Raw genomic sequence first — 26652 nt, forward strand, 5'->3', positions numbered from 1 at the left:
GGTACGACGTTGTCCTAGAGATGTTGTGCGAGAGATCACACAGGTTACGCACCTCCGTACCGCCTTCGCTACCCCCCGCTACGGCTCGTCGCGGCAAACCAGCGGCGATCGCCGGTCAGCCACCCGTCGAAGGTCAGATCCGCCGAGTTCAGGGCGTTTTCCAGAGCGTCGACGCCGAGCCGCCGGACGGTGAAGGGTTGGTGCCAGGAGTGCCCGCGAGCGGAGTACCGCGCTACCGCGGACAGCAGATCGCCGTCGCGGACGACCTCGGCGAGTTCGGCGGACACCTCGCCGAGCTGCCCGCCCTGGCTGTCGGCGGCCTGCTCGAACCAGGACGGCGGATGCCATTCGACGAGCAGCCGTCCGCCGGGAACGAGGTGCCGCCGGGCGGCGGCGAGCAGGGCATTCCGCTCGGCTTCGTCCGGAGTGTTGACCAGATGACTGCCCAGCAGCACGGCGTCGAAGACCCGGCCCAGCCGCAGTTCGCCGATTCGCGCGCGGACTGTCTCCGCGCCGCGGACGAGCGCCAGCATCTCGGGCGAGTCGTCGACCGCGACGACGTCGTGGCCGAGCGCGAGCAGGGGATGGGTGACCCGGCCGGCACCGCAGCCGAGTTCGAGGATCGAAGCACCGGCCGGGATCGCGTCGTGAACGACCTCCGGTTCGCCTGCCGGCGGCAGCAAGCGGTAGACCTCGACCGAACAACCGTCAGCTGTGTACGCCCCCGTGCTCACCTCGCCCAGAGTGCCGGAGACTGGTTCCATGAGCACGCGTCCGACCAAGGAGCAGCTGGCCGCCGCCCACAACACGACCATCCCGGACGTGCTGGCGCCGGATCTGGACGTGCTGTTCTGCGGGATCAATCCCGGCCTCTACTCGGGCGCGCTCGGGCTGCACTTCGCCCGGCCGGGCAACCGGTTCTGGCCCGCGCTGCACCTCGGCGGGTTCACCCCTCGGCGGTTCGACCCCAGCGAGCAGGACGAGCTGCTGGAGCTGGGGATCGGCATCACGAACGTCGTCGCGCGCACCACCGCGCGGGCCGACGAGCTGACCGCCGACGAGTTCCGCGAGGGCGGGGAGATCCTCACGGCCAAGGTGGTGGAGTTCCGGCCGCGGTGGCTCGCCGTCGTCGGGATCACCGCGTACCGCGCCGCGTTCGGCGATCCGAAGGCACGCGTGGGCCGTCAGGACCGGCGCATCGGCGAGGCGAACGTGTGGGTCCTGCCGAACCCGAGCGGCCTGAACGCGCACTGGACGCAGGCCACGCTCGGTGCGGAGTTCGCCGCTCTCCGTCGAGCCACCCTCAGTAGCACCAAGGACACCACCAAGCCCCGTAAACCCCCGACGACTGCCTGATCAGCAGCCCTTTTCTACGGAGAGTTTGCTGCGACCATCGGATTCGCCATTGAGGGTGAAACCGCGTCACAAGCTCCGAGTTACCGGGTCGTAGTAACCACAAGGTGTCATTCCTGTCCAGTCCCAGCAGGAGGAACCGGGTGGCGTCGGGCCGCGTGTTCTCAGTGCACGCGAGGGGGCCCGACCCCGGGAATGACGGTGCAGTTACGGAGGCCGCAGATGCGCCGCATCGAGCCCAACCGGACGCTGGGGGGCGCGTCCGGACCGCCACCAGGGGCGAGAAGCCTCGGCGTGGCCGCTGTCGACCCTGTCCCGCTGCTGCGCGAGGGACTGGCCGCGATGGTGCACCGGACCCAGGGCCTGCACTGGGCGGGCATGGCGGCCAGCCACCACGCCGCCATGCAGCTGTGCGAGCAGGTCCGGCCCGACGTCGTGGTGCTGGACTCCGCGCTCGATCCGCACTGCCACCTCACGAAGCTGCTCAGCACCGGCGATCCGGCGCTGGTGATCGTCACGCTGATCCGGGACGCCAACCGCACCCAGCAGTACCTCGCGACCGCGATCGCGGCGGGCGCGCACGCGATCGTCCCGCGGTCGATCGACCCGCGTCGCCTCGCCGAGGCCGTGCGCCGGGCCCACAGCGACCGGCGCTACATCGACCCGTCGCTCGCCGCCCTCACCGCGCGGCCGAAGCGTCAACCCGCACCACGCACCGCGCTGGCGGAGGACACCGCGCCGCCGCGAACCGCCATGCCGCTGTCCCGCCGCGAGTACCAGGTCCTCCAGCTCGTCGCCGAAGGGCTGGAGAACTCGGCCATCGCCAAACTGCTGTTCCTGTCCGTCGAAACCGTCCGGACGCACGTGAAGAGCATCCTGCGCAAGCTGTCGGCGCGAGACCGCACACACGCGGTGACGATCGCCTTCCGCTCGGGGATCCTGATCGCCAAACCGGACGACTCCATCGCTGCGACCGGCACCGCCGCGCAAGCGGCGTCACAGGTACCACACTAACGGGGGTTTCCCAGGTCCATCTCACTTTTCCGGCTGACTTTCACAGCACAGAAGAGGCACAGCGCTTGCTCTGGTTACCAGCAGGTAATATCCTGAAGTTACCGGCGAGTAGGGGAACGCGTGCCCAGCCGGGGAGCCGACACAAACGGAAGTGACGACATGGGCCACTACAAGAGCAACGTCCGAGACCTGGAGTTCAACCTCTTCGAGGTGCTCGGTGTGCAGGAACGCCTGGGCAAGGGCGTGCTCGCCGAGTCCGACGAGGAGACCGCGCGCGGTGTGCTGAGCGAGCTGAACAAGCTCGCCACCGGCCCGCTGGCCGACTCGTACGCGGACGCGGACCGCAACCCGCCGGTGTACGACCCGAAGGACTTCAGCGTGAAGATCCCGGAGTCGTTCAAGAAGAGCTACAAGCAGCTCCTCGACGGCGAGTGGTGGCGGCTGGGCCTCACCAACGACCTCGGCGGCTTCGGCCTGCCCCCGACCGTCCAGTGGGCCGCCTCCGAGCTGATCCTCGGCGCGAACGCCCCGCTGTTCATGTACATGGCGGGCCCGAACTTCGCCATGATCGTGGACAAGAACGGCACCGAAGAGCAGAAGCAGTGGGCGCGCGTCATGATCGAGCGCCAGTGGGGCGCGACCATGGTGCTCACCGAGCCGGACGCCGGTTCGGACGTCGGCGCCGGGCGCACCAAGGCTGTCCCGCAGGAGGACGGCTCCTGGCACATCGACGGCGTGAAGCGGTTCATCACCTCGGCCGAGCACGACATGTCCGAGAACATCATGCACCTGGTGCTGGCCCGTCCCGAGGGTCCCGGCATCGAGACGAAGCCCGGCACGAAGGGCCTTTCGCTGTTCCTGGTGCCGAAGTTCCACTTCGACCCGAAGACCGGCGACCTCGGCGAGCGCAACGGCGCCTACGTCACGAACGTCGAGCACAAGATGGGCATCAAGGCCTCGACGACGTGTGAGCTGACCTTCGGCCAGCACGGCACCCCGGCCAAGGGCTGGCTGCTCGGCGAGGTGCACAACGGCATCGCGCAGATGTTCCAGGTCATCGAGTACGCCCGGATGATGGTCGGCACCAAGGCCATCGCGACGCTGTCCACCGGCTACCTCAACGCCCGCGACTACGCCAAGGAGCGGGTCCAGGGCGCCGACCTGCCGAACATGCTCAACAAGGCCGCGCCGCGGGTCACCATCACCCACCACCCGGACGTCCGCCGCTCGCTGATGCTGCAGAAGGCGTACGCCGAGGGCCTGCGCGCGGTCTACCTCTACACCGCGTCCTTCCAGGACCAGCTGTGGACCGGCGAGGGCGACGAGGCTTCGCTGAAGCAGGCGCACGCCGTGAACGACCTGCTGCTGCCGATCGTCAAGGGTGTCGGCTCCGAGCGCGCCACCGAGCAGCTCGTGCAGTCGCTGCAGACCCTCGGCGGCTCGGGCTTCCTGCAGGATTACCCGATCGAGCAGTACATCCGCGACGCGAAGATCGACTCGCTGTACGAGGGCACCACGGCCATCCAGTCGCTGGACTTCTTCTTCCGGAAGATCATCCGCAACAAGGGTGCCGCGCTCGCCTACGTCGCCGGCGAGATCACGAAGTTCATCGAGGCCGAGGCCGGCAACGGCAGGCTCAAGAACGAGCGCGGGCTGCTCAAGCAGGCCCTCGAGGACACCCAGGGCATGCTGGGCTCGCTGGTCGGCTACCTGACCGCGTCGCAGGAGGACCCGCAGAGCATCAACAAGGTCGGCCAGCACACGGTCCGGCTGCTGATGTCGGTCGGTGACCTGCTCATCGGCTGGCAGCTGCTCAAGCACGCGGAGATCGCCATCCAGAAACTGGACAACGGCCCGTCGGCCAAGGACGTCCCGTTCTACGAGGGCAAGATCGCCGTGGCCTCGTTCTTCGCGAAGAGCGTGCTGCCCGAGCTGACCGCGCGCCGCGCGATCGTCGAGGCCGCCGACAACGCGCTCATGGACGTGCCCGAAGCGGCCTTCTGATTTCCATCCCCCGGACCCGAAGGGGCCTGCCTCGCGTGTGAGGCAGGCCCCTTCGCGGTTTCCTGGCGTGACGAAACGCGCCGAACTCGTGTCCTTCCGGCGAAACCCCGATCGGGAACCCCGTCGGATTCCCCGGAGAAATGGGTACCCGGGGGTCCCCACGCACACGAGCAGAGGAGACGCGATGACCGTCACCGGCATCATCAGCGCGATCGTGATCGGCCTGATCCTCGGGCTGCTGGGCAAGCTGTTCGCGCCCGGCAAGCAGAGCATCCCGATCTGGCTCACCATCGTGGTCGGCATCATCGCCGCCTTCGTCGGCACCGCCATCGCCCGCGGCCTCGGCTACGCCGACACCAAGGGCATCGACTGGCTGGAGATCATCACCCAGGTCGTCCTGGCCGCGATCGGGGTGAGCATCGCCGCCGGCGTCTACGGACGCAAGGGCATCTCCAGGTAGCCCCTCCCGCAAGTCACCCGGTCAGGGCACAGCGAGGGCGGTTCGCCGGATTCGGTGTCACGGTGACACCACAGTGTTCCCACAGACGAAGGAGACCGTCATGCTCGGTGGACTCTGGGGCATCATCAGCACGATCGTGGTCGGCCTGATCCTCGGCGTGATCGGCAGGCTGCTGGCTCCCGGCGCGCAGAAGATCCCGATCTGGCTGACCATCGTGGTCGGCATCGTCGCCGCCTTCATCGGCAACTGGCTGGCCGGGGTGTTCGGCGTCCGCGACACCAAGGGGATCGACTGGATCCGGCACATCTTCCAGGTCGCCGCGGCTGTGGTCGGGGTCATCCTCGCGACCGGTATCTACGCGAAGATCAAGGGCGGTCAGCGCACCAGCAGCTGACAGGCGGTAGCGTCGGCCCCTGTGCACTGGCTCGATCTCAGCGGACAGGGGCTGACGGCCCTGCCCGAAGACGTCCCGCTCGACGACGTCGTGCGGCTCGACCTCGACCGCAACGCCTTCACCGAAGTTCCCGAAGAACTCACCATCGCGCCTCGGCTCGAACAACTGAGCTTGTACGCCAACGAAATCGCCACACTCCCCGAGTCACTGTGGACACTCACCGGGCTGCGCGTGCTCAACCTCGCGGCGAACCGGCTGACCGAGATCTCGCCGTCCATCGCGGCGCTCGGCGAACTGCACACGCTCGACCTCGGGCACAACCGGCTGACCGATCTGCCCGACGAACTGGGCGAGCTCGCCGGGCTCACCGAGTACCTCTACCTCAGCGACAACCAGCTCACCGAGTTCCCGGAATCCCTGTGCGGGCTGGGCCGTCTGCGCTACCTCGGCTGCACGGACAACCAGCTCACCGCGTTGCCCGAGGATCTCACCGGCTTCGGCGCGCTGCGGGAACTTCGCTTGTACCGCAACGAAATCACCGAACTCCCGGAGTCGATCGGCACACTCACGAGCCTGCGCGAGCTGCACCTGCGCGGCAACCGCCTCACCACCCTGCCGGACTCGATCGGCGAGCTGACCGACCTCCGCCAGCTCGACCTCCGCGAGAACGCGCTGACGACGCTGCCGTCCTCGCTCGCCAACCTGTCTACATTGGACAAACTGGATCTGCGCTGGAACAAGTACTTCCGGGAGCCGTCGTGGCTGGCCGACTTCGAGGCCGCGGGCTGCATGGTGCTCCGCTGAGCCTCAGCAGAGCACGATCGGCCGCCCCGCGTAGGTCGCCGTGCGGTTTTCTCGCCGGACCTCGGCACCGGAATTGACGTCGTAGAGCACGCGAGTGTCCGAAACCGTGAAGCCCGGCGAACCGGACGACGGCTGACAAGCGCCCCCACCGGTACCGGGCCCGATCTGGATCGGCGGCGGGCTCAGGTCGCTCCGCCCACTGGCCGCGCTCTCGACGCGGAAACGCTTGGTCCCCCAGATCCGCACGGTCACCGAGTCACCGGAAGCCGTGGCCTGGATGGCGATCCCGGTCGGCGCGTCGTTGGTGATCTTGAGTTCGACCGGCGAACCGTCGGTGTTGACGGCTTTCGCGTCGCGGGCGGCGGGGTAGCGGTCGAGGTAGTAGTCGTGGGGCACGTGGCCGCCGTCGGCGAGCCCGGCGAGGTACGCCGCGTTGTAGAGCACCGACGCGAACTGCGAGACGCCACCGCCGACGACGTTCGGCCCGGTGCCGTCCTCGTTGACCGGGGCGGCGACATAGCCGTTTTCGGCGGTACGGGACCCCGAACGCGCCCCGAGACTGAACGTCTCCCCGGGTTTGACGACCGCGCCGCTCACCCGCGCGGCCAGGATCTGGTTGTTCGTCGCGATCGGCCCGGACATCCCGCCGACGGTGAACTCGCCGATCACGTCCTTGATGCCGAACGCGTTGGCCGCGTCCGTGGTCAGGCTCGGCTTCTTCGCGTCGTAGGTGACCCTCAGGTCCCGTCCGTCGGGCTTCGCGAGCACCTGGGTGAGCGGGACGAACGTCTTCTCCCAGTTGATCTTCCGCGCGTCCTCCGACGGTTTGACCGTGGGCCGGTCGGCCTCGAAGACGATCTCGGCGTCCTTGCCGTCGGTCTCGGTGGGCTTCAGCTCCGGCAGCACCGCGTCCCGCAGCTTGCCCTGGTCGATACGCACCTCGACGGCACCACCGTCCTTGCCCGCGAACTGGAACGAACTCGCGATGGCGGCCGGCTTCAGCACCGCGTCGCGGCCCTGCCCGTGGACGACCACCGGCTTGGCCACCGCCGGCGCGACGATCTTGTCCAGCACGGTGTGCACACCCGCCGAACTCGCCTTGACCGGGATGATGTTCATCCGGACGTCGATGCCGTGCGGGTTGAGCCAGCCGTCGGTGATCGCCTTGACCGCTCCGTCGACGTCGTCGAGCCGCTGCCCCTGCCGAGGTTCGATCGGGTAGGGCGTCACGCCGCCGTCGCTGCCCAGGATGGGCGTGAACCCGACCCCGCCCTCCACCACGGGATGGTCCAGCGTCGCCTCGGCGAGATCGCGGACGGACTGGGAGACGATCTTCGGATCCGACTTTGTCACCACACCGACCTCGCGCTGGGTGAAGAACGACAGGATCCGGGTGATCGGGCTGAGCGGCTGGTGGCCCGCCTGCTCGAGCGTGTTCGGCCAGTCGAGGCCGAGCCCGGACTCCGCGGGCACCAGCTGCGTGCGGACATCCCCGCCACGCACCGAAAACGGCTTCGTCAGCCTCGGCTCCAGCTCGCGATGCAGCTTGTCGGCGGCGTCGCGGTGGGTCAGCCCGCCGACGTCGATCCCGGCGACGGTGACCCCGCGCGGCACGTCACCGGCGCTGCTGATCAGGTCCGCGGCGTACAGGACGACGAACAACGCGATGACGCCGCCGACGAGCATGAAGACCTTGCCGAGGCCCTTGCGGAACTTCTTGGCGGGGGTGGGCGGCGGGACGACGTGCGGGCCTTCGAGCAGTTCCCCGGCGAGGTCGTCGTCCTCCTCCGCGAACGGCAGGAGATCGTCGCCGAACAGATCCGTGCTTTCGCCCGGTCTCGGTTCGTCGTGATGTTCGCGCACGCCCCTGCCTCCGGGTTCCCCTACCCCCGGCGCCGGCGCTACAGGTAGAGGCCGGTGCCGTGTTCAGTCCGTTCCGTCGCCACCGCGTGGATGTCCCGTTCGCGCATCACCAGGTGCCCTTCACCCTGGATCTCCACCTCGAGCTGATCCTCCGGGTTGAAGAGCACGCGATCACCCGTCTTGACGTTCCGCACGCTGGTGCCCACGCCCAGTACATCACCCCAGGCGAGCCTGCGCGCGACCTGAGCTGTGGCGGGGATCACGATGCCGCCGCTGCTCCGGCGTTCACCGTCCTCCGGGGACAACCGCACGAGCACCCTGTCGTGCAGCATCTGGATCTCGAGCTTCGGACCGTCGGACACGCACTCATGCTACTGATCTGCGACCGGTTCCTTCGGCTCGCCCGCCATGACGAGACTCAGCGCACGCTCGCCACCCTTTTCGAAGCGGACCGGGACACCCCAGTCCTGCCGGGTGATGCGGCACGCCGGGTGCTCGCCGCCGTCATCGCAGCTCGCGGCCTGCGCGACGACCTGCAGCACGCCCTCGGAAACGCCGTCGGCGAACCGGATCCGGCGGGTGAGGTCGGTGCCGACGCCACCGCCGTCCGCGAGCAGCTCAGGCGGCGACGCGCTGATCTCCAGCCGCGTCGACGGGCCGTACCGGTCGTCGAGCTTCTCACCGGGCGGCGGGGTGAACACGACGCTGAACTCGATATCGCCGGAGGCCAGCACGGTCGGCGGACGACGGACGGCGTGTGCCTCGCCCGCAACGGTCGTGGACTCGCCCTCGGGCAGCGGCGCGACCCGGTTGCCCGCGGACTCGACGACCAGCAGCTCCCCGTCGTGCACGAGCAGACCCTGCGGTTCGGCCAGCCCGGTGGCGAGCGTGCTGACCAGCTCGGTCGCCGGGTCGTAGCTCCGCACGGCGCCGTTGTACGTGTCGGCGATGGCGATCCGGCCGTCGGCCAGCACGGCGAGGCCGAGCGGATGCTGGAGAAGCGCTTTCTCGGCGGGCCCGTCGGTGTGACCGAAGGAAAACAGGTCGACGCCGATCGCGGTGTGCACGGTGAACGACTCGCCCGCAGGCTCGATCCAGCGCAGCGCCGACGTCTCTGCGTCGGCCAGCCACAGCTTGTCGCCGTCGACCGCGAGCCCGGACGTCTGCGCGAAGAACGCCTCGTGGACGTCGCCGTCTCGCAGGCCCTCGACCGTCGTGCCCGCAAAGCGCCGGATGGTCCCCGAAGCCGGGTCGAACACGCTCAGCGTGTGGTTGCCCGCCATGGCGACCACCACACCGCCGGCGGGTGCCCACCACACGACGTCCCACGGGCTGGTGAGGTCGACGTCGAGCGCGCGGCCGGTGTCGGTGCCGTTGCGCCACTGGTTGCCGGTGCCCGCGACCGTGGTGACCTCGCCGGTGTTGAGGTCGAGGCCGCGCAGCCGGTGTCCCGCCGAATCGGCGACCACGGCGTGGTAGCCGACGCGCTGGGCGATTTCGCCGGGCAGCAACGCGATTCCGGACGGCTCGGCGAAGGAGGCGACGTCGAACGGCCCGTCCTGGCCGCCACGCTGCCCGCTGCCGAACCTGCGGATGACGGTCTCGCCGTCGGAGGCGAACTCGACGATCGAGTGGTGCCCGGTGTCGGCCACCAGCACGCGGCCCTCGGTGGTGGTCACGGCCTTACTGGGGAACCGCAGCTCGCCGCGCTGCTCCTCGACCGGGACGTACGGGCTGCCACCGCGGCGCAGCGTGCCCTTGGCCTCGTGCTTGGTGACGAGGTCGGCGATGACGCGTCGCAGCGCCTCGGCGTGCCCCTCACCGGCGGCGACGTGCACGACATAGCCCTCGGGGTCGACGACGACCAGCGTCGGCCACGCGCGCACCGCGTATTGCGACCACATCTTCATGCCCGGGTCGTTGAGCACCGGATGATGCACCTCGTACCGGCGCACGGCGGCCTCGATCGAGGCCGCCTCGCCCTCGTGCAGGAACTTCGGGGAATGGACACCGATCGTGACCAGGACGTCCGCGAACTCCGCTTCGAGCGGGCGCAGTTCGTCCAGGACGTGCAGGCAGTTGATGCAGCCGCTGGTCCAGAAGTCGAGCAGCACAACGCGTCCGCGCAGCTCAGCGAGGGTGATCCGGCGGCCGCCGGTGTTCAGCCAGACGTCGCCCGCGAGCTCGGGGGCCCGCACGCGGGCCTGCGGTGGTGAAGAAGTCACGTCAAGAGTGAACTACATGTGCTCACGCAGTGTTCCGATGTCCGCGCCGTGAGAGGCCGAGCTCACCCAACAGGAGGAGGCCCCGCTCCGGAAAAGGAAAGGCGACGGCGCAAGACGCGACTTAGGCTCATGTCATGTCATCTGTCCAGCCGACCGGCGCGCTGACCCTCGAGGAGGCCCGCGCCGTCCAGGTAAGCCTCCAGGAGCCGGTGCGCCCCGGGCTGAGCGACGCCGAGCTCGACGAAGTCGAGAAGCGGTTCGGTTTCCGCTTCGCCGCCGATCATCGGACGTTCCTCGCCGCGGGCGTGCCCATCGGCGACCGGTGGCCCGACTGGCGTTGTGGCGACCCCGAACAGCTGCGCAAGCGCCTCGACTGGCCGGTCGACGGCGTGCTCTACGACGTCGAACACAACGCTTTCTGGCTGCCTGACTGGGGAATGCGCCCCATCGACCTCTCCGACGCGCTCGTGATGGCGCGACGGCATCTAGCTGAAGTCCCGCAGCTGGTCCCGGTGTGCGGGCACCGATATCTGCCCGCCATCGCGGGATCGACCGGCTATCCGGTGCTTTCGGTGTACCAGACCGACATCATCGTGTACGGCAACGATCTCCGGGACTACCTCGCGCACGAGTTCGGCGGCGAGCCGGTCGAGTCGAACACGGCTCCGCTGCGGGAAATCCCGTTCTGGTCCGGCCTGATCGAGTAGGCACCCAATGTCCGTGAATGCCACATTGAGGGAGTCAGAGTCCCTCAATGTGGCATTCACGGACCTGGTCAGGCGAGTTCCGCGGCGGTCTTCAGCCGGGCCAGCGTCGCGGCGATGTTGGCCCGGTTCGCCTCGGCACGCCGCCACACGCCGGTCGCGGTCGACGTCGGCAGCTTGAGCCAGCCGGGACGACGCTCCCAGGTGCTCTCGGTGACGACGCAGCGATCGGCCGCTTCCTGCTCGATGTCGTATTGCCAGCGCGAAATCGGCAGGCCGAGAAACGTGACATCGAAGGCGAAGCGCTTGCCGGGATCGGCGTCGGTGATGGTCGCGATGGTGCTCCAGCGACGCGGTCCGCGGCGGTTGTTCCCCCGGAAACGGGCCCCGACGGCGGCCGCGGAAGCCCCGCCCAGCCACTGGTGCCCGCTGTACTCCTCGGCGAGCCCTGCCAGCTTGCCGGGGTCGCTGACCAGGTCGTAGACCCGGTCCGGGGACGCGCCGATCTCGATCAGGCCGGTCGCGGTGGGCTCCGTCATTGGGCACCTCCATACCATCAGTACGGACACATACTGACAGTACGGAGGTTAGTTGTCACGCCAGAGGTTCGGCGACGACAGATTGTCGCCGCCGAACCGATTTGCTACGCCGCCTTGTCCCGGCTCATCGAGTGGACCTCGGCGTCGCCCGCCTGCTGACACGTCTCACCAGGTTCCGCCCGTTCCGGCGTCGCTGCTGACGCGGGTGATGTCACGGCCATGAAGAAGATTTTCGCTGTCAGCGGACGGTTGTACTTGGCCGCGATCCAGAACAGCGCGAGCATCAAGAGGACAAGGAACAACAACCCCACGAGCAGCAGACAAAGCACGCCAGGAGTCAACCGGCCAAGAGCAGCCACGAACGCCACAACACCAACCTCACCAGCGGCAGGTCCGAAGCATCCAACCACTATGTGCGGTGGTTTGGGAGCAGAAGATCGAGGCGCCTGAGCCTGCACAAGGCAGGGGAAACTAGCCGCGACAGAGCACTTCGGCTTCGGAGGACACAAGCCCGCGAAGTGCCCGCACACGATTTCGTGTGCTGATATCGGCCTAGAGAAATTAGTTTCGTATCAAAGCGCGTATCTCACGAGGGGCTCAAGTGTTTGCGGCCACACAGGCCAAGGTAACCCCTCTAGTCACAACTATATCACAAGCACCGTTAGTTGTCACGCCTCAGCATGCGGCTGACACCGGCGGCGACGGTCGACGCGAGGATCCAGCCGGACGCGGTGAACCCGGCCGCGACCCACTTGTCGACGCCGTGCATGTACCAGCGCGACTTGTTGCCGAAGTCGACGATCGGCACGAGCAGGTCCGCGGTGTAGATGACCGGGTTCCACTGGATCCCGGTGTCCTGGTTGTTGACCACGCAGCGCGGGCCCTTCGCGAGGACCTGCGTGGTGGGATCGGACGAATGCTCGTTGACGCAGGAATCCGTGCCGAACCCGAACCACAGGCTGCCGAGCACGAGCAGCGCCAGCAGCCAGCCGAGCGCGCGCACCGGCCGGTAGCCGTACCCGACCATCGACCGCTGCAGCCAGCTCCACAGCCGCACGCCGGGGCCGAACACCTTGAAGCCGCGGGCGAGCGCCTCGTAGCGGAACTGCTGTTTGCGCAACGCCACCGTGGACGCGTGTTCCTCGTTTCCGGACGCGCGCAGCATCGCGGCGAGCTGATCGTACGGCCCCGGCCGGTAACCGCCCATCGCCTTGCGCAGCAACGCGATGCGCTTGTCGAGCGCCTTGTCGTCGTCGAGCGCGATCTTGTTCTTCAGCGCGTCGTATCGGAAATCCTCCAGCTCGATCCCGCCGGTCGCGTCCCACAGTTCGTCGTTGTCGGCGAGCGTCCCGCAGTGCGCACGGCGCAACACCAGCCGCCCGGCCGGCGGTTCCTTGGGCGCCAGCGTGAATTCGTCGGCGGTGACGTCGCTGGCGTCCAGCGCGATGCCGTGCTCGGGCAGGGAACCCAGCTGAGCGCCGCTGAGGTCGACGCGCCGGGCGATCTGGGCGCCGTCGAGGTTGACCCCGCCCTCGGCGAGGAACTGGCGGTCCTTGTCCTCGGTGAGCATGAGGTCGCGGCCGATCCGCGCGGTGCGGACGTCGAGGGAGAAGCTGCTGGTGGAGCGCTTCCCCGGCTCGGAAAGCTTGGTACCGAACAGGTTTACGCTGCCGCCGACCTCGACGCCCTGCAGCCGCAACGTCCCTTCGAGGGTCGCGTCGGTGAGCTGCAGGTTCCCGGCGATCTTCGCGCGGCGCGCGGAGAACACATCCCGGTCGGGATGCAGCAGCATCGAGTTCCAGGCCAGCAGGTTGCCGCCGACCGTGATGTCCGACAGCCGCAGCTGCCCGCTCGGCACCCGCAGGCTGGTCGCCTCGATGTCACCACCGATCGTCGAGCCGTCGAGATGCAGTGCCCGGTCGTAGAACGGCGCGTGCTCACCGCGTTTGACCTTGATCTCGGCGCCGGCCAGCCGCAGCGAGCCGCCGATGCGCGCGTTGACCATCCGCAGCGTGCCGACCGCCTGGAGGCCGTCGCTCAGCTCGAGATTTCCGTCCACCTTCAGCCGGTCGGCGACGAACGCGGGCCGTGGATCGAGGTAGGGATCGTTGGACTTCCAGGCGTCCACCACGATGGGGCCGGTCTGGTTGGCCACCAGCCGCGCCTCGCGGAACACGATGTCACTGTCCACAGTGGCGCTTGGCAGATAGAGAATCCCGTTGGCGGAGAAGCGTTGCCGCTGGCTCGGCGGACCGTAGTTGTCGACCTCGCAGAGCAGGCTGCCGCCGATGTGCAGGCCGTTCCCGTTGAGCGCGAAGCCGTCCTTGTTGTTCAGCGTCGCGCCGGAGAAGTTGACGTTACCGCCGGCTCGCAGGCCGGGGATGCGGACCTCGCCGTGCGCCACCATGCGATACGCCAGCAACGCGCCGGTGACGACGAGCCGGTCCGCCTGGATCGCCTTGCCGCGCGGATGCGAAATCGTCGTGCGGGTCAGCACGACCGAGCCCTCGATGACGGCGTCGGTCAGGTTGACCGCGGCGTTCGGCTTGCCGCGTTCCCGATCGTCGCCACGCTGAATGGTGGTCTCGTCGAGCTCGTTGTCGTCGTCCTCGACCTCGACGACACTGCGGATCAGCCGGACGTCGTTGCGGCTGCGCATGTTGCGGGCCTTGAGCCCGGGCAGCCAGCACTTGCGGAACACCAGGCCGAGCAGGTTCGCCTCGCGCACGTCCGGCGGATGCTCGAACCGGCACCGCTCGAACCGGAACAGGAAGTTGAGGTTGGCCGCACGCAGATCGAACGTGCCGGTGATGTAGGCGTCCTCGACCTGCACGATCGGCGCGTTCGTGGCCTGACGGCGCCAGCGCAGGAGCCCGCCGGTGCCGGGCTTGAGCAGATCGGCCGCCTTGACCTCGTACCGCTTGTCGGGAACACCGGCGAACGGATCCAACGGTGCGAGCAGGTTGTCCGTCGACATCCCCGAAACCCCCTCCCGAGCAAGAGCATCCCTGTGACCCAAGGTAGCCAACCCACAGAATATGCGTGGCCGCTTTGGCCGAACCCGGCCGAAATACCCACAACGCACGAAGGAACCCGCACTCTCCGAGCGGAAAGTGCGGGTTCCGGGTTCACGCGTTCGGACTAAGCACCCGAGCCAGGAACGATTTCGTCCGTTCGTGTTGCGGGTTCCCGATGACCTGCTCCGGCGGCCCCTTTTCGACGACGACGCCGCCGTCCATGAACAGCACCGTGTCGGCCACCTCTCGCGCGAACTGCATCTCGTGCGTCACGACGACCATCGTCATGCCGTCCTGCGCGAGCTGCTTCATCACGCCGAGCACGTCGCCGACGAGTTCCGGGTCGAGCGCCGACGTCGGCTCGTCGAACAGCATCAGCTTCGGCTGCATCGCCAGCGCCCGCGCGATCGCGACCCGCTGCTGTTGACCACCGGACAGCTGGCCGGGGTAGCTGAAAGCCTTGTCGGCGAGACCGACCCGCTCCAGCAGCTCCAGCGCCCGCTGCCGCGCCTTGGCCTTCGGCTCGCGCCGGACCTGGACCGGCGCCTCCATGACGTTCTCCACCGCGGTCATGTGCGGGAACAGGTTGAAGCGCTGGAACACCATGCCGATGTCCTTGCGCTGCAACGCGATTTCCTTCTCGCGCAGCTCGTGCAGCTTGTCACCACGCTGCTGGTAGCCGACCAGCACACCGTCGACGTAGAGCCGCCCGGCGTCGATTTTCTCGAGGTGGTTGATGCAGCGCAGCAGCGTCGACTTGCCCGAACCGGACGGGCCGATCAGGCACAGCACCTCGCGTTCGTGCACTTCGAGGTCGATGCCCTTGAGCACGTCGACCCTGCCGAAGCTCTTGCAGATCCGCTGCGCGGAAACGACCGGCGTCGTCATGCCGTCGCACCTCCCTGTCCGCCGCCACCTTGGCCGGACCGGAAGCCAAGCATTCGAGACCCCCACTTCGTCCGTTCCGCGACGTCTCTCGATGTCCCGCGGGCGAAGTACTTCTCCAGGAAGTACTGGCCCACCGTCAACACCGACGTGAGGAAGAGGTACCAGATCGCCGCGACGATGAGCAGCGGCACCGTCAGGTAGTTCTGCGAGTAGATCGTCTGCGCGGCGACCATCAGCTCGAAGTACCCGATGACCACGACCAGCGACGTCGTTTTGAGCATCGAGATCGTCTCGTTCCCGGTGGGCGGGATGATCACGCGCATCGCCTGCGGCAGGATGATCCGCCGCAACGTGGTCGTCCGCTTCATGCCGAGCGCGCTGGAGGCTTCGAGCTGCCCGCTGTCGACGGACTGGATACCGCCACGCACGATCTCCGCCATATACGCCGCTTCGTTGAGCCCGAGCCCGAGCAGCGACGCGGTGAACTGGTTGATCAGCGTGTTGGTGTCCCAGCTGAAGAAGGTCGGGCCGAACGGGATGCCCAGCCCGATCCGGGAGTACGCCAGCGCGAGGAAGTTCCAGATCACCAGCTGGGTGAGCACCGGCGTCCCACGGAACAGCCAGACGTACACGGCGGCCGCGCCGGACATCAGCGGGTTCGGCGACAACCGCATCACCGCGAGCAGGATCCCGCCGACGATGCCGATGATCATCGCCACCACGGTCAGGATCAGGGTGTTCTGCAGGCCTTGCAGAATCCGGTAGTCGAAGAGGTACTCGCCGACGACCGGCCAGTGGAGCGCGTCATTCGTGACCACGCTGCGGACCACGATGAAGGCGAGGAAGAGGACGATCACCCCGGCGACCCAGCGACCGTAATGGCGCACCGGGACAGCGCGGATGGGCTCGGCTTCGAGCGGCGCCTCCGGCTGAGGAGGCGCCGCTTCGGGGTTCTGCGACACGAGAACTAAGTCCTAACTAGGCGTGTCAGGAGGCGGACGGGTTGATCTCCGACTTCGTCAGCACCCCGACCGGGTTCAGCTTCCACTTGTCGATGAGCTTCTGCATCGTGCCGTCGTCCATCAGCTTCTGCACGGCGCCCTGCACGGCCTTGCCGTAGTCACCGCTGTTCTTCTTCAGCACGATGCCATAGGGCAGGCTGTCGTACGGATCGCCGACGCGCTCCATCTGCCCGTTGGTCTGGGTGATGGCGTAGTCGATGACCGGCGAGTCGGCCAGCTCGCCCTGGACGCGCTTGGCGTTCAGTGCAAGGTTCACATCGGTCTGGGCCTGCAGCTGGGTGATGTTGATGGCGGGCTTGCCGGACTCGGTGCACTTCTTGTTCTTCGCGTCGAGGTCCTCGACCTGCGTAGTGCCCTTCTGCACGGCGATGTTCTTGCCGCACAGGGTGTCGGGGGTCAGCTTTTCCGGGTTGCCCTTGAGCACGCCGAGCGACGTACCGGCCTTGTAGTAGGAGATCATGTCGACCGTCTTCATGCGGTCGGCATTGATGGTGAACGACGAGATCGCCATCTCGTACTTGCTGGCCTCGACGCCGGGGATGATCCCGGAGAAGTCGGAGTTCTGGAACTCGCTCTGCAGGCCGAGCACCTGGGCAACCGCGGTGCCGAGGTCGACGTCGAAGCCGACCGGCTTGCCGTTCTCGACGAACTCGTTCGGCGGATAGCTCTGGTCCTGTCCGAAAAGGATCTTGCCGTCGGCCTTCACGCTGTCCGGCACGAGCGCGGCCAGCTTGTCGTCCTTGGCGGCCGGCTTGATCTCCGTGGCCGCACCGGGCGCGCCGCTGCTCTTCGTGGCGGCGGGCGCGCCGCTTCCGCCCGCACCGCACGCCATGGTCAGGCCGACCAACGCGAACGCCGGGAGCAGCGCGAACGCCTTCACTTGGGGTCCTCGGGCCACGTTGTTACTCCTCGTAGTCTCAAGCTGTCGAGTGCTCGCATACTGCCACTCATCGGAGGTCTAGCACAGCACCGGGACGTTACGGCGCCGTTTCGCCGGACCGGGTTCTGACTGTCGGTATCGCGCCGGACGGGCAGCGTGAGCGAGGATGACGACCATGACCAACAACCCGGTGCCCCGCCTGCCTCCCGCCGGACGACGTGCGCGACCCGCGCAGCGACGACGGACCTCGCGGCCGGGTGCGCAGTTCGACGGCTATCTCGCGCCGCAGCGGCCGCACGCGGACGCCTACGACGAGATGTTCGCCGCCGACGGCACGGTCCGCGGGCCGTACCGGGCGCTGTACCAGTCGATCGCGGCGCTGGACGCCAACGACCTGACCGCCCGCTCGGCCGCACTGGACCGGGCGATGGTCGACCAGGGCATCACGTTCTCCCTGTCCGGGCAGGAACGGCCGTTCCCGCTCGACCTGGTTCCGCGCGTAATCCCTTCGGCCGAATGGAGCAAGCTCGAACGCGGGGTGGCGCAACGGGTACGAGCGCTGGAGGCGTTCCTCGCCGACGTCTACGGCGATCGCCAGATCCTGCGGGACGGTGTGCTGCCGCGACGGCTGATCACCTCGTGCGAACACTTCCAGCGCGAGGCCTACGGCATCAACCCGCCCAACGGCGTCCGTCTCCATGTGTCCGGTGTGGACCTCGTGCGGGACGAGGAAGGTACGTTCCGGGTACTGGAGGACAACCTCCGCAACCCGTCCGGGGTGTCGTACGTGATGGAAAACCGCCGCACGATGGCGCGGGTGTTCCCGGATCTGTTCGCCCAGCACCGGGTGCGGCCGGTCGGCGACTACGCGTCACATCTGCTGCGGGCGCTGCGCGCGGCGGCAGCGTCCAATGTGGCCGATCCGACGGTCGTGGTGCTGACGCCGGGTGTCTACAACTCGGCCTACTTCGAGCACTCCCTGCTGGCGCGGCTGATGGGCGTCGAGCTGGTCGAAGGCCGCGACATGTTCTGCCGGGACAATGTCGTCTACCTGCGTACCACCGAGGGCGAGAAGCAGGTCGACGTGATCTACCGGCGCATCGACGACGAGTTCCTCGATCCGGTGCACTACCGGCCCGACTCCGTACTCGGTGTGGCCGGGGTGCTGAACGCCGCCCGTGCGGGCAACGTCGTGGTGGCGAACGCGATCGGCAACGGCGTAGGCGACGACAAGCTCGTCTACACCTACGTGCCCGAAATGGTGAAGTATTACCTGAACGAGAAGCCGCTACTGCCCAATGTGGACACTTTCCGCTGCTGGCTGCCGGACGAGTTCGACCACGTGATGTCCCATTTGGACGAACTGGTGATCAAACCCGTCGAGGGTTCCGGCGGGTACGGGATCGTGTTCGGCCCGGAGGCGACCGCCGCCGAACTGGCCACGCTCCGGCGCAAGGTCAAGGCGAACCGGCGCGGCTGGATCGCCCAGCCGGTGGTCCAGCTCTCCACCGTGCCGTCCAAAGTGGACGACAGGCTGGCGCCGCGGCACGTCGACCTCCGGCCGTTCGCGGTCAACGACGGCAAGGAGATCTTCGTGCTGCCCGGCGGGCTGACAAGGGTCGCACTGCCGGAGGGCAGCCTGGTGGTCAACTCCTCGCAGGGCGGCGGCTCCAAGGACACCTGGGTGCTCGCGGCCCGGTCGTCCACCGCCGAGCGCGAGCTGGACCGGCCCGCGCTCGGCGAGGTGTCCGCTGTGGACGGTCTGATCGCCGAACAGGGGCCGGAACTTTCCACGTCACAGCAACAACAGCAACAGCAGCAGAACTAAGGGAGGTTCGTAGTGCTGGCACGCAACGCGGAGTCGCTGTACTGGATCGGCCGGTACGTCGAACGCGCCGACGACACCTCCCGGATCCTCAACGTCTCGGTGCACCAGCTGCTGGAGGACGCGACCGTGGACCCGGACCACGCGAGCCGCCAGTTGCTGGCGGTGCTCGGTATCCCGGCCGAGGTCGAGTCCTTGGACGTGTGGAAGCTGACCGAACTGGTCGCCTACGCGAAGGACAACCCGGCGTCGATCGTCGGCTCGATCAACTCCGCGCGGGAGAACACCCGGGGCGCGCGCGAGGTCGTCTCGACCGAGTTGTGGGAATGCCTGAACGCGACGTGGAACGCGGTGCCGGACCGGCAGCGGTACGCCCGCCGCGCCGGACCACACGCCTTTCTGTCCTTTGTGGAGGAACGAGCGGCGATGTTCGCCGGACTCGCCGACTCGACGATGAGCCGCGACGACGGCTGGCTGTTCATGGTGCTCGGCCGCTCGATCGAACGCGCGGACATGATCGTCCGGCTGCTGCTCTCGCGGGTCTCCGATCGTGCCTCCTCGCCGGGCTGGATCACCGTGCTGCGCTCGGCGGGCGCGCAGGACACCTACCTACGGACCTACCGGGGTGCGCTGGACGCCGGACGCGTCGTGCAGTTCCTGATGCGGGACACCCTGTTCCCACGTTCGGTGTTCCACGCGCTGCGCCAGGCCGAGGACTGCCTGCAACGGCTCGACCCCGGCGGCGGCGCGCGTCACAACGAGCAGTCGGAGGCGCTGCGCGAACTCGGCAGGGCACGCAGCGAGCTGGAGTTCCTGCGGCCGTCGGACCTGCTGGAGGATCTGCCCCGGCGGCTCGGCTCCCTTCAGACGTCCATAAAGGACATCGGCGAGTCGGTTTCGATGCAGTACTTCCACACGTCACCGTGGGTGGCCTGGAGCGGCGCGGAGGTTTCGCTGTGACGTGGCAGCTTCGGGTGGCGCACCGGACGGGTTACCGGTACGCGACGCCCGCGACCCAGTCGTACAACGAGGCCCGGCTGACCCCGCGTTCGGACCGGCGCCAGACCACGGTCGCGACGCGCATCGAGACGACGCCGGCCACGCGTGCGTACCGGTACACGGACTACTGGGGCACCGTGGTCACGTCGTTCGACCTGCACGCGCCGCACACGGAGTTCACCGTGCTCGCGACGTCGGTCGTCGAGACCGCCGACGAGGCCGAACCGATCCGCACGGCCACGTGGAAGGAACTGCACAGCGACACCGTCGTCGACCACCGGACCGAGTACCTGACGCCGACGCCGTACGCCCCGCGCGATCCCGAACTGTCCAAAGTGGCCCGTGACCTGCGCAAGGGACTGGACCCGGCGGACGCGGTGCTTTCGGTGTGCGAGTGGGTCAACAAGCAGCTGAAGTACCAGCCGGGGACGACCGGGGTGCACAGCACGGCGACGGACGCGTGGCGGGCACGCGAGGGCGTGTGCCAGGACTTCGCCCACGTCACGCTGGTGATGCTGCGAGCGATCGGGATCCCCGCGCGGTACGTCTCGGGCTACCTCCACACGAAGCCGGAGGCGAAGCTGGGCGAGGTCGTCGCCGGGGAAAGCCACGCCTGGGTGGACGTCTGGACCGGCGGCTGGTGGGCCCACGACCCGACGAACGCGATCCCTGTCGGTCCCCGGCACGTCTGGGTCGCGACCGGCCGCGACTACGCCGACGTGGCGCCGTTGAAGGGAATCTTCACCGGGGGCGGCCAGTCCACATTGGACGTCTCGGTGGAACTGACCCGATTGGCCTGAGCCGGCTGTTTTGTTGCGCGGTCCGCAACCCGGGGTGTCCCCGGGCAGACCCCTTTGACGTGTGAACCCTTCACGGGTTGCGCCGGGTAGTCAGTAATTTATGTTTGCCTGCAGGAGCAACCCGGTCCTCAGCTCGCCCGTCTGGACAGGCAAAGAGCGAAAAATCTTTCACAAGGGGGAAGACACACCATGAACAAGCGCCTGCTCGCCCTCGTCCCGGCCGCCGTCGCCGGCGGTGCCCTGCTGCTGTCGTCGTGCGGCTCCAACGCCGCACCCGCCAACACCTCGGCGCCGACCGTCACCGCCGCCGCGGCCAAGACCGACCCGAGTGCCGCTCCCGGTTCCGCGAACTCCGGTATCGGCACCGCGCCCGGCGCCAACCGCCAGCCCAGCAAGCCCGCCCCGTCCGAAGCGCCCGGCAGCATGCCGGTCGACAACCCGGCCGACCACAAGGACGTCAACTGCGGTCCCATCGACCCGGCCCAGAAGGACTCCCAGAATCTTCTCGCCGAGAGCACTCCGGCCGGGACCGTGGGCTGCACCGAGGTGTTCAACGTCATGGACGAGTACAAGAAGTACCCGGTCGACCCGCAGGGCGGCACCATGCGCGAAGCCAAGCTGGCTTCGGGCTGGACCTGCGCCATGGTCCCGCATGCCACGATGAAGAGCACCACCATCGTCGCCTGCAACAAGGGCGGCCTGTCGTTCCGCTCCGAGCCCGCGAAGTAAGCGCCGCCCGATCGGCGTAATCCGTGCCGGGTGGCAAGCCGGCATCCGTTGTGATGATTCGGCGGTGTCGCGCTCCCATGCTGTTGACCAGCGGTTCTAGGTTGATCGCATGGAAGCGCGAAAGGCGACGCCGCAGGCCAAGGAACTAGGCAATGACCTGCGGCGCGCCCGGCTCGCGGCCGGGCTGACCGAAGCCCAGCTCGCGCGGAAGCTGGGCTGTTCGGCCAGCAAGATCTCCCGCATCGAACACGGACTGCGGGGGATCGAAGAGTTCGACCTCATCCGGCTACTGGCCTTCTGCGGCGTATCCGGCGACGAAATCCGGCGGCTCAGGGACCTGGCGAGGGAAGCCGACGACCCGTACCGCCTCCGGCCGCACCACGATCAGCTGCCGGATGAGCTGAGCACCCTCGTCACCCACGAGACCACAGCCACCGGCATCACCCTGTACGAATCACAGCTGGTTCCGGGAATTCTCCAGACTGAGGACTATGCCCGTGCCGTGTTCCGGCACAACGGCACCCACGACGAGCACAACATCGAGATCAGGGTCAAAGCCCGGATCGCCAGGCAGAGCCTTATCCGCCAACGCGAACACCCTGTGTTCGACTTCTTCATGCACGAACATGTCCTGCGTTCCATCATCGGCGATGCGCAGGTCATGCATGAACAAATGCTGCACCTGGTGCTAGCCGGGCATCGCACGGATTGCAATATCCGAGTAGTCCCAGCCGCCGCTTTCCCGTCGGGGATCTTTCCTCCCTTCAGGTTGATGAAATACCAGAATCACAAGCCGATCGTTTACAACGAGACCTACACCGCGAGCGTGTTTCTCAAAGAGCCAGCCGACGTGGACGCGCACCGAGCTGTGCTGTCACGGGTGGCCGGAGCCGCGCTGGATGCGAGACAATCCCAGGAGATGCTTGCCACCCTGGCAAGCGACTACGACGTTCTGAGGACTGATCATGACTCTAGTCGAGCAGGCACGTCTGACCTGGCGTAAGAGCAGCCACAGCGGTAGCGGGAACGGCGACTGCATCGAGGTCGCCTGGGTGAAGAGCAGCTACAGCGGCACTGGAAACGGCAACTGCGTCGAGATCGCAGCTCTTCCCGATCAGATCGCCGTCCGCGACTCCAAGGCCCCTGCTTCCGGCGCGCTCACCTTCCCCTCAACTGCCTGGCACTCCTTCCTCAGCTCGGTGCGCTGACGCAGGCCTCGGCCGCCGGGACCCCGGACCGCTGGTCGAGCAACGACCGCAGCCGATCGATCGTGGCCCGCACTTCGTTCTCCCACTCCCTCGTCTGGTCGTCCGCGTCGTTCGCGGCGTCCAGCTGGGCGAGGACCCAGGTGCGGATCAGCGCCGTTGGCTGCACACCGCGTTCCGCCGCCAACTTTCGCAACTCCTCGATCCTGTCCACCGGGATACGAACGCTGTACACCGCCGTCGGGCTCTTCGGCGGTGACACGCGAGACCAGGTGACATCGACATTGGGGTTCGCCTCGGCGTCTTCCGCCGCTTCCTCGATCCGCGTACGAAGCTCTTCATCCGTCATCACTGCACCACCCATATTCGTCGATAAATCTGCCGGATCCGTTTGTCACCCGGCCACGCCGTCGCGACATGCCAGACGCCCTGCGGCGGATGGCCCTCCGGTACAAGCACCACCACCAGAACCCGATCCATCCCGGCCGAATAGCCGATGACCCGGATCGACTCGCCGGTCCGCGAGGACGGATCCCGCGCTACCAGGCGATCCGGGTCGAGCGCGGCCTCGACCGCATGCTCGGGCTCGATATCGAGCGCACCCGGATAACGCAACGAGCGGCGCAGGTGCTCCGGATCCGGCACATGCACTGCCTCGAACGACAACTGATCGACGGGTATGCCGTCGTAAAGGTCTCCTCCCACACTTCAGACTGTAATACAGTGTACTACATCCCTCGAATCCGGGCAATGCATCACGCGCGACGGCGGCCGACCAGCAGCAACCACACGAAGTACGCCCCGCCCAAAGTCGCCGCGACGACCCCCACCGGCAGTAGCGACGCACCGAGAACGCGCTGCCCGAGGTAGTCCGCGGCGACCACGAGCAGCGCGCCGACGAAGGCCGAGGCCACGAGGTTCGGGCCGGGCAGGCGCGTCATCCGGCGGGCAAGTTGCGGGGAGATCAGCGCGACGAAGGGGATTGGGCCGACAGCGGCTGTCGCGGCGGCGACCAGCGCGACTGCCAGCAGCAGCAACAAATTCCGCATCCGGCCGACCGCGACGCCGACACCGGTCGCGGCGTCGTCGCCCATTTCCAGCATCCGCAGGGCGCGGCCGTTGACCAGCACCGCGGGCACCAGGATCACCATCGCGACCGCGAGCGGCACGAGGTAGTTCCAGTCGCGCCCGGCGAGGTCACCGACCAGCCACACCGTCGCGCGGGCGGCGTTTTCCTTGCTGGCCTTGACCAACAGGTACGCGTTGACGCCCGCCAGCACCGCGCTCATCGCGATCCCGAGCAGCACGAGTCGTGAACTCAACAGCCCATGCGGCGCGCACAGCGCGGCGACCACCACCATCGTGAGCAGACCGCCGCCGAGCGCGCCCAGCGAGACGAGCCCCGGCGCCGAGCCGACTACCAGGATCATCACGACGCCGCCGGTCGCGGACCCGGTGGTAAAGCCGATGATGTCCGGGCTGCCGAGCGGATTCCTTGTCAGCGTCTGGAAAACCGACCCCGCGAGCGCGAGCGCCGCTCCGACGAGGAGCGCGACCAGCACGCGTGGCAGACGTCCGGTGACGACCAGGTACTGCGCCTTCGTGCCCTGCCCGGCGAGCGTGCGGAGCACCTCGCCAGGGGTCATGTCGTAGTCGCCGGTACCGACCGAAAGGACGACCAAAGCCAGCGTCACCACCACGAGCGCCGCGACGACCACAATGGACCGTCGGTCGAGGCCTGCCTCACGCGAAACGACCGTCGTCATCGGCGCACCGCCTTGAGCCGTCGTGCCACGACGATGAACGCGATCCCGCCGACAACGTCCATCATCACGCCGACCTGGATCTCGCCCGGCGAACCAAGCACGCGGCCGAGCACGTCGCAGATGAGCAGCAACACCGGCGCGAGCAGGGCCGACAGCGGGAGCACCCAGCGTTCGTCCTGGCCGACCAGCAACCGTACGACGTGCGGGACCATCAGGCCGACGAACGCGATCGGGCCGCACGCGGCGGTCGCGGCCGCGGACAGCAGCCCGACGGCGACCATTCCGGCGAGCCGGGTGAACGCCGGATTCGCGCCGAGCCCGCGGGCGGTGTCCTCGCCGAGCGCGGTCGCGTTGAGCGGCCGCCCGAGCACCGCCGCAAGCACGACGCCGACCAGGAAGAACGGCACCAGTCCGGCCAGCGCGCCGAGGTCACGGTTGACCAGCGAACCGACCAGCCAGAACCGCATCTGCTCCAGGTTGTGCGTGTTGATCACCTGCAACGCCTGGTTGAGCCCGACGAAGACGGCCTGCACCGCGACCCCGGCGAGCACCAGCCGGATCGGGCTCGCCGCGCCGCCGATCACCGACACCAGCCAGGTGCCGAACAGCGCGCCGCCGAACGCGAACCAGATCAGCTGGTCCGGCGCGGTCACCGAGAACAACGCGGACCCGAGGACGATCGCGAACGCGGCGCCGTAGTTGATCCCGAGCAGTCCGGGGTCGGCGACCGGGTTGCGGGTGATCGCCTGCAGCAGCGCACCCGCGAGGCCGAGCGCCATGCCGACCACGACACCGACCACCGTGCGGGGCAGCCTGTCGTCGCGAATGACGACGTCGTCGAAGCTGCCGTCGTACGCGAAAAGACCGTGGAGAACGCTGCCGAGCGAGAGCGCGTTCGAGCCGAACCCGATGGACAGCAGGAACGCTGCCGCGAGCGCGAGCAGCGCTCCGACCAGCACCATTGTCCGCGTCGAGCCTCTGGTGCGCCCCTCGGTGACGCGTGCCATTGCCTGGACCATGGCTTTCACATTAAGGCAAGGCTAGCCTAAGGCTCGCATACTCCCCGGTAAGAAGGACGATCCCGATGAACAACCTGCCCACGCTGTCCCGCCGCGGTTTCCTCGCGGGCACCGCCGCGGCCGGCGCGATGACCCTGCTGAGCGCCTGCGGCTACACCGAGGACAAGCCGTCCGGCTCAGGGGGCGCGACGTGGACGTACACCGACGACCGCGGCCGGAAGCTCGACGGTGAGCGGCCTACCCGGATCGTCGCACAGGTGACGGCGGCCGCGGCGCTGTGGGACTACGGGATCCGGCCGATCGGCATCTTCGGCCCGTCGAAGCTGGCCGACGGCAAGCCGGACCCGCAGGTCGGCGGCGTCGATCTGAACGCCGTGACCTCGCTCGGGAACGTGTGGAACGAGTTCAACTTCGACAAGTTCGTCTCGCTGAACCCGCAGTTGCTGGTCAGCGTGATCTACCTCAAGCAGCAGATGTGGTATGTCCCGGACACGCAGGCCGACAAGGTCGACAAGGCGGCGCCGAGCGTCGGCGTCGGCCTGCAGGGCATCGCCATGCCGGAGGGAATCGCCAAGTTCGCAGCTTTGGCGAAGGCGCTCGGCGCAGACGTCGAGGCGCCCGCGGTGCAGCAGGCCCGCGCGAGTTTCGAGCAGGCCGACGCGGCGCTGGGCGAGGCGATCAAGAAGACGTCCGGGCTGAAGGTGCTGCTGCTGTCCGCGCAGAAGGACACCTGCTACGTCGCGAACGCGCCCGCCTTCGCGACCAGCAAGCACTACCAGAACAAGGGCATGAAGTTCGTCGCGCCGCAGAACCCGGACAACTCGCAGGGCGGCTACTACGAGCAGGTGAGCTGGGAGAACATCGGGAAGTACGAAGCCGACGTGATCATGTACGACTCGCGCGGCGGCTCGCTGTCGCTCGGCCCCGACGGCCTCGGCGGCGTCCCGACCTGGCAGCAGCTGCCCGCGGTGAAGGCGGGACGGCTGATCGCGTGGAACAACGAAACGCCGTTCTCCTACCAGCGTTTCACCCAGGAACTCTCGTCCCTCACCGCCGCACTGAACCGCTTCGCCTGAGCGCGGGCCACATGCCGTTAAGGCCACCTTACGGGCGTCTGATGCACGTAAGGTGGCCTTAACGGC

The 26652-nt window shown here is 67.8% G+C and carries 28 protein-coding genes; 14 read left to right on the forward strand and 14 right to left on the reverse strand.

The annotated features are described in order from the left end of the window. Nucleotides 1-68 precede the first annotated feature (68 nt). Nucleotides 69-734, reverse strand: coding sequence for a class I SAM-dependent methyltransferase (locus ACFW0G_RS17600; RefSeq protein ID WP_378326351.1), 666 nt, complete (start codon nt 732-734; stop codon nt 69-71). Between the two features lie 28 nt (nt 735-762). On the opposite strand from ACFW0G_RS17600, the gene mug reads away from it, so the two are divergent. From mug to ACFW0G_RS17630, 6 genes are all read left to right on the forward strand, one after another. Further along, complete coding sequence (gene mug, locus ACFW0G_RS17605) at nt 763-1356, forward strand: G/U mismatch-specific DNA glycosylase (RefSeq protein ID WP_378326352.1); 594 nt, start codon at nt 763-765, stop codon at nt 1354-1356. Nucleotides 1357-1575: 219 nt separating this feature from the next. Next, on the forward strand, nt 1576-2367 hold the full coding sequence (locus ACFW0G_RS17610; protein WP_378326353.1) for a response regulator transcription factor: 792 nt from the start codon (nt 1576-1578) through the stop codon (nt 2365-2367). Between the two features lie 159 nt (nt 2368-2526). Continuing rightward, nucleotides 2527-4371, forward strand: coding sequence for an acyl-CoA dehydrogenase (locus ACFW0G_RS17615; RefSeq protein WP_378326354.1), 1845 nt, complete (start codon nt 2527-2529; stop codon nt 4369-4371). Nucleotides 4372-4555: 184 nt separating this feature from the next. Further along, a complete protein-coding gene (locus ACFW0G_RS17620; protein WP_378326355.1) occupies nt 4556-4831 on the forward strand; it encodes a GlsB/YeaQ/YmgE family stress response membrane protein in 276 nt (91 codons plus the stop codon). A gap of 100 nt (nt 4832-4931) precedes the next feature. Beyond that, nucleotides 4932-5225 carry a GlsB/YeaQ/YmgE family stress response membrane protein gene (locus ACFW0G_RS17625; RefSeq protein WP_378326356.1) on the forward strand — a complete coding sequence of 98 codons (294 nt, stop codon included), beginning with the start codon at nt 4932-4934 and terminating at the stop codon, nt 5223-5225. Between the two features lie 60 nt (nt 5226-5285). Next, nucleotides 5286-6029: a leucine-rich repeat domain-containing protein gene (locus ACFW0G_RS17630; RefSeq protein ID WP_378326382.1), complete on the forward strand. Its 744-nt coding sequence runs from the start codon at nt 5286-5288 to the stop codon at nt 6027-6029. Nucleotides 6030-6032: 3 nt separating this feature from the next. On the opposite strand, the gene ACFW0G_RS17635 is transcribed toward ACFW0G_RS17630, so the two are convergent. The 3 genes from ACFW0G_RS17635 to ACFW0G_RS17645 are packed head-to-tail and all read right to left on the reverse strand — an operon-like array spanning nt 6033 to nt 10090. Next, complete coding sequence (locus ACFW0G_RS17635) at nt 6033-7892, reverse strand: VanW family protein (RefSeq protein ID WP_378326357.1); 1860 nt, start codon at nt 7890-7892, stop codon at nt 6033-6035. A gap of 38 nt (nt 7893-7930) precedes the next feature. Next, nucleotides 7931-8224 (reverse strand): GroES family chaperonin, encoded by a 294-nt coding sequence (locus ACFW0G_RS17640; protein WP_378326383.1) that lies wholly within the window; start codon nt 8222-8224, stop codon nt 7931-7933. Between the two features lie 39 nt (nt 8225-8263). Next, nucleotides 8264-10090, reverse strand: coding sequence for an NHL domain-containing thioredoxin family protein (locus ACFW0G_RS17645; protein WP_378326384.1), 1827 nt, complete (start codon nt 10088-10090; stop codon nt 8264-8266). A 161-nt stretch (nt 10091-10251) separates the two neighbouring features. Between ACFW0G_RS17645 and ACFW0G_RS17650 the strand changes: the two genes are divergently transcribed. Then, nucleotides 10252-10824, forward strand: coding sequence for a hypothetical protein (locus ACFW0G_RS17650; protein WP_378326358.1), 573 nt, complete (start codon nt 10252-10254; stop codon nt 10822-10824). Between the two features lie 68 nt (nt 10825-10892). On the opposite strand, the gene ACFW0G_RS17655 is transcribed toward ACFW0G_RS17650, so the two are convergent. From ACFW0G_RS17655 to ACFW0G_RS17680, 6 genes are all read right to left on the reverse strand, one after another. Then, complete coding sequence (locus ACFW0G_RS17655; protein WP_378326359.1) at nt 10893-11360, reverse strand: SRPBCC family protein; 468 nt, start codon at nt 11358-11360, stop codon at nt 10893-10895. Nucleotides 11361-11464: 104 nt separating this feature from the next. Beyond that, complete coding sequence (locus ACFW0G_RS17660) at nt 11465-11728, reverse strand: hypothetical protein (RefSeq protein ID WP_378326360.1); 264 nt, start codon at nt 11726-11728, stop codon at nt 11465-11467. 293 nt (nt 11729-12021) lie between these two features. Then, nucleotides 12022-14337: an oxidoreductase gene (locus ACFW0G_RS17665; RefSeq protein ID WP_378326361.1), complete on the reverse strand. Its 2316-nt coding sequence runs from the start codon at nt 14335-14337 to the stop codon at nt 12022-12024. Between the two features lie 151 nt (nt 14338-14488). Continuing rightward, on the reverse strand, nt 14489-15265 hold the full coding sequence (locus ACFW0G_RS17670; RefSeq protein WP_378326362.1) for an amino acid ABC transporter ATP-binding protein: 777 nt from the start codon (nt 15263-15265) through the stop codon (nt 14489-14491). Next, nucleotides 15262-16227: an amino acid ABC transporter permease gene (locus tag ACFW0G_RS17675; protein WP_378326363.1), complete on the reverse strand. Its 966-nt coding sequence runs from the start codon at nt 16225-16227 to the stop codon at nt 15262-15264. The genes ACFW0G_RS17670 and ACFW0G_RS17675 overlap by 4 nt, the downstream gene beginning before the upstream one ends. A 25-nt stretch (nt 16228-16252) precedes the next feature. After that, nucleotides 16253-17185, reverse strand: a complete 933-nt coding sequence (locus ACFW0G_RS17680; RefSeq protein ID WP_378326364.1) for an ABC transporter substrate-binding protein — start codon at nt 17183-17185, stop codon at nt 16253-16255. A gap of 148 nt (nt 17186-17333) precedes the next feature. Between ACFW0G_RS17680 and ACFW0G_RS17685 the strand changes: the two genes are divergently transcribed. The 6 genes from ACFW0G_RS17685 (at nt 17334) to ACFW0G_RS17710 (ending at nt 22728) form a co-directional block, all read left to right on the forward strand. Next, nucleotides 17334-18995, forward strand: coding sequence for a circularly permuted type 2 ATP-grasp protein (locus ACFW0G_RS17685; protein ID WP_378326365.1), 1662 nt, complete (start codon nt 17334-17336; stop codon nt 18993-18995). A 12-nt stretch (nt 18996-19007) separates the two neighbouring features. Continuing rightward, nucleotides 19008-19952, forward strand: coding sequence for an alpha-E domain-containing protein (locus tag ACFW0G_RS17690; protein WP_378326366.1), 945 nt, complete (start codon nt 19008-19010; stop codon nt 19950-19952). Next, complete coding sequence (locus tag ACFW0G_RS17695; protein WP_378326368.1) at nt 19949-20791, forward strand: transglutaminase domain-containing protein; 843 nt, start codon at nt 19949-19951, stop codon at nt 20789-20791. Before ACFW0G_RS17690 ends, ACFW0G_RS17695 begins: the two co-directional genes overlap by 4 nt. A gap of 189 nt (nt 20792-20980) precedes the next feature. Continuing rightward, nucleotides 20981-21520, forward strand: coding sequence for a hypothetical protein (locus ACFW0G_RS17700; protein WP_378326370.1), 540 nt, complete (start codon nt 20981-20983; stop codon nt 21518-21520). Between the two features lie 109 nt (nt 21521-21629). After that, nucleotides 21630-22523 (forward strand): helix-turn-helix domain-containing protein, encoded by an 894-nt coding sequence (locus tag ACFW0G_RS17705; RefSeq protein WP_378326372.1) that lies wholly within the window; start codon nt 21630-21632, stop codon nt 22521-22523. Beyond that, on the forward strand, nt 22486-22728 hold the full coding sequence (locus ACFW0G_RS17710) for a DUF397 domain-containing protein (protein WP_378326373.1): 243 nt from the start codon (nt 22486-22488) through the stop codon (nt 22726-22728). The genes ACFW0G_RS17705 and ACFW0G_RS17710 overlap by 38 nt, the downstream gene beginning before the upstream one ends. Here ACFW0G_RS17710 and ACFW0G_RS17715 read toward each other — a convergent pair. From ACFW0G_RS17715 to ACFW0G_RS17730, 4 genes are read right to left on the reverse strand one after another with little or no spacing between them, the layout of a single operon-like run. Continuing rightward, complete coding sequence (locus tag ACFW0G_RS17715; RefSeq protein WP_378326374.1) at nt 22712-23074, reverse strand: hypothetical protein; 363 nt, start codon at nt 23072-23074, stop codon at nt 22712-22714. The two genes, ACFW0G_RS17710 and ACFW0G_RS17715, sit on opposite strands and share 17 nt — an antisense overlap. After that, complete coding sequence (locus tag ACFW0G_RS17720) at nt 23074-23430, reverse strand: hypothetical protein (RefSeq protein ID WP_378326375.1); 357 nt, start codon at nt 23428-23430, stop codon at nt 23074-23076. Before ACFW0G_RS17720 ends, ACFW0G_RS17715 begins: the two co-directional genes overlap by 1 nt. Nucleotides 23431-23480: 50 nt before the next feature. Continuing rightward, nucleotides 23481-24491: a FecCD family ABC transporter permease gene (locus ACFW0G_RS17725; protein ID WP_378326376.1), complete on the reverse strand. Its 1011-nt coding sequence runs from the start codon at nt 24489-24491 to the stop codon at nt 23481-23483. Beyond that, nucleotides 24488-25510: a FecCD family ABC transporter permease gene (locus ACFW0G_RS17730; protein WP_378326377.1), complete on the reverse strand. Its 1023-nt coding sequence runs from the start codon at nt 25508-25510 to the stop codon at nt 24488-24490. Before ACFW0G_RS17730 ends, ACFW0G_RS17725 begins: the two co-directional genes overlap by 4 nt. 65 nt (nt 25511-25575) lie before the next feature. On the opposite strand from ACFW0G_RS17730, the gene ACFW0G_RS17735 reads away from it, so the two are divergent. Next, nucleotides 25576-26586, forward strand: coding sequence for an ABC transporter substrate-binding protein (locus ACFW0G_RS17735; RefSeq protein WP_378326378.1), 1011 nt, complete (start codon nt 25576-25578; stop codon nt 26584-26586). The last annotated feature ends 66 nt before the right edge of the window (nt 26587-26652 follow it).

This window comes from Amycolatopsis sp. NPDC058986, assembly GCF_042741125.1.
Lineage (GTDB): Bacteria > Actinomycetota > Actinomycetes > Mycobacteriales > Pseudonocardiaceae > Amycolatopsis.

What these genes read in the sequence shown, in the direction of transcription:
- ACFW0G_RS17685 (WP_378326365.1), top strand. Translation starts at nt 17,334, where the DNA reads ATGACGACCATGACCAACAACCCGGTGCCCCGCCTGCCTCCCGCCGGA.
- ACFW0G_RS17710 (WP_378326373.1), top strand. Translation starts at nt 22,486, where the DNA reads ATGACTCTAGTCGAGCAGGCACGTCTGACCTGGCGTAAGAGCAGCCAC.
- ACFW0G_RS17715 (WP_378326374.1), bottom strand. Translation starts at nt 23,074, where the DNA reads ATGACGGATGAAGAGCTTCGTACGCGGATCGAGGAAGCGGCGGAAGAC.
- mug (WP_378326352.1), top strand. Translation starts at nt 763, where the DNA reads ATGAGCACGCGTCCGACCAAGGAGCAGCTGGCCGCCGCCCACAACACG.
- ACFW0G_RS17730 (WP_378326377.1), bottom strand. Translation starts at nt 25,510, where the DNA reads ATGGTCCAGGCAATGGCACGCGTCACCGAGGGGCGCACCAGAGGCTCG.
- ACFW0G_RS17725 (WP_378326376.1), bottom strand. Translation starts at nt 24,491, where the DNA reads ATGACGACGGTCGTTTCGCGTGAGGCAGGCCTCGACCGACGGTCCATT.
- ACFW0G_RS17655 (WP_378326359.1), bottom strand. Translation starts at nt 11,360, where the DNA reads ATGACGGAGCCCACCGCGACCGGCCTGATCGAGATCGGCGCGTCCCCG.
- ACFW0G_RS17700 (WP_378326370.1), top strand. Translation starts at nt 20,981, where the DNA reads ATGAACAAGCGCCTGCTCGCCCTCGTCCCGGCCGCCGTCGCCGGCGGT.
- ACFW0G_RS17615 (WP_378326354.1), top strand. Translation starts at nt 2,527, where the DNA reads ATGGGCCACTACAAGAGCAACGTCCGAGACCTGGAGTTCAACCTCTTC.
- ACFW0G_RS17705 (WP_378326372.1), top strand. Translation starts at nt 21,630, where the DNA reads ATGGAAGCGCGAAAGGCGACGCCGCAGGCCAAGGAACTAGGCAATGAC.
- ACFW0G_RS17735 (WP_378326378.1), top strand. Translation starts at nt 25,576, where the DNA reads ATGAACAACCTGCCCACGCTGTCCCGCCGCGGTTTCCTCGCGGGCACC.
- ACFW0G_RS17610 (WP_378326353.1), top strand. Translation starts at nt 1,576, where the DNA reads ATGCGCCGCATCGAGCCCAACCGGACGCTGGGGGGCGCGTCCGGACCG.
- ACFW0G_RS17625 (WP_378326356.1), top strand. Translation starts at nt 4,932, where the DNA reads ATGCTCGGTGGACTCTGGGGCATCATCAGCACGATCGTGGTCGGCCTG.
- ACFW0G_RS17665 (WP_378326361.1), bottom strand. Translation starts at nt 14,337, where the DNA reads ATGTCGACGGACAACCTGCTCGCACCGTTGGATCCGTTCGCCGGTGTT.
- ACFW0G_RS17620 (WP_378326355.1), top strand. Translation starts at nt 4,556, where the DNA reads ATGACCGTCACCGGCATCATCAGCGCGATCGTGATCGGCCTGATCCTC.
- ACFW0G_RS17640 (WP_378326383.1), bottom strand. Translation starts at nt 8,224, where the DNA reads ATGCTGCACGACAGGGTGCTCGTGCGGTTGTCCCCGGAGGACGGTGAA.
- ACFW0G_RS17670 (WP_378326362.1), bottom strand. Translation starts at nt 15,265, where the DNA reads ATGACGACGCCGGTCGTTTCCGCGCAGCGGATCTGCAAGAGCTTCGGC.
- ACFW0G_RS17650 (WP_378326358.1), top strand. Translation starts at nt 10,252, where the DNA reads ATGTCATCTGTCCAGCCGACCGGCGCGCTGACCCTCGAGGAGGCCCGC.